The organism is Pseudoalteromonas sp. NJ631 (genome assembly GCF_000276645.1).
GTDB lineage: Bacteria > Pseudomonadota > Gammaproteobacteria > Enterobacterales > Alteromonadaceae > Pseudoalteromonas > Pseudoalteromonas piscicida.
Window position 1 is genome coordinate 1 of sequence record NZ_AKXJ01000035.1, and the last position, 1,493, is coordinate 1,493.

1 protein-coding gene is annotated in these 1,493 nt (G+C 50.1%); it reads left to right on the forward strand.

The features are described 5' to 3' along the window. On the forward strand, positions 1–1,493 hold a 1,493-nt coding region (locus A587_RS0123665; protein ID WP_017219564.1), incomplete at both ends, for a non-ribosomal peptide synthetase.

Below are 1,493 nucleotides of genomic sequence, written 5' to 3' on the forward strand. Positions count from 1 at the left end.
GATACGGGGGTGATGGTATTGAACATGCACCATATCGCCTCAGATGGCTGGTCGATGCAGGTGCTCAGTCAAGAATTCTTCACCTTGTATGAAGCGTACAGCCAGGGGCAGGCGAACCCACTTCCTCCGCTGGCCATTCAATATGCTGATTATGCGCATTGGCAACGGAGCTACTTATCTGGTGAAGTGCTAGAGTCACAGCTGGGGTATTGGACGAAGCAGTTAGATGAACTACCAGCCCTACACAGTTTACCACTGGATACTCCGCGCCCGGAGACAAAACAACATCAAGGTGCGGTGGTAAGAGGTCATCTGTCAGCGAGTGTGGCACAACAACTTCAGGCGGTGGCGAAACAACATCAGCTGACGCCGTTTATGTTATTGCATGGCGCATTGGCGCTGTTACTATCGAGACACAGTAACAGCAATGACATCGTGATTGGGACCCCGGTGGCGAACCGATTACAAACGGAATTAACACCACTGATAGGTTTCTTTGTCAATACGTTGGTACTGCGTGCCAATACACAGCATGCCAGTTTATCAGACTATTTTTCACACATAAGAGCAGTGCATTTAGATGCACAAGCGAATCAAGATGTGCCTTTTGAACAACTGGTAGAGCGACTGAAGGTTGCCAGAAGTAAAGCACACAGCCCGCTGTTCCAGATAATGTTGACCACGAACACGGATTACGGGGTGAAGGGGGATAGTCAGCCGATGACTTTGTCAGAGGTAGATATTCAGGCATATCACTCAGATTTTATTCAAGCGAAGTTTGACCTCAATGTAGGGTTAAACATCAGCGAGGAAGGGCTGGACTTACATTGGACCTATGATGTGAGTTTGTTTAGTGAGGCGCACATTAACCAATTGAACGCACATTTATGTCGTTTACTTGAGGGGATGTGTGAGGCGACGTCAAACACAGCGCCGCAGGCCTTGCCGTTGTTATCGGCGGCGGAAACCACGCATTTGGTGAGCGAGTTAAATGACACTTCAGTGACCTATCCAAAGGATATGTGCTTACACACGTTGTTTGAGCAACAAGTGGCTGCATATCCGGATAAGGTTGCGGTGGTGTTTGAAGCAGCGTCGCTGACTTATCAGCAGTTGAATGACAAAGCCAATCAGCTTGCACACTATTTAATAGCGCGCCATGGGGTGAGCCCAGATACGTTGGTGGGACTGTGTGTTCCGCGTTCACTGGAGATGGTGATAGGGATATTGGGGATATTAAAAGCTGGGGGTGCGTATGTGCCACTGGACCCGAGTTATCCACCGGAGCGCTTAAGTTACATGCTGGACGATGCTGGGCTGGAAGTGGTGCTCAGCCACAGTGATGTGGCAGAGGTGTTGTGCGAATTTGAAGGGGATGTGATAGCCCTGGACGGGATGGCGCAGGGAGAGGAGCACTGTTGTGCATCGTATCCGACAGCGGGGTTATGCCCAGCAGAGCAGGGGTTAACGGCATCGCACTTGGCCTATGTAAT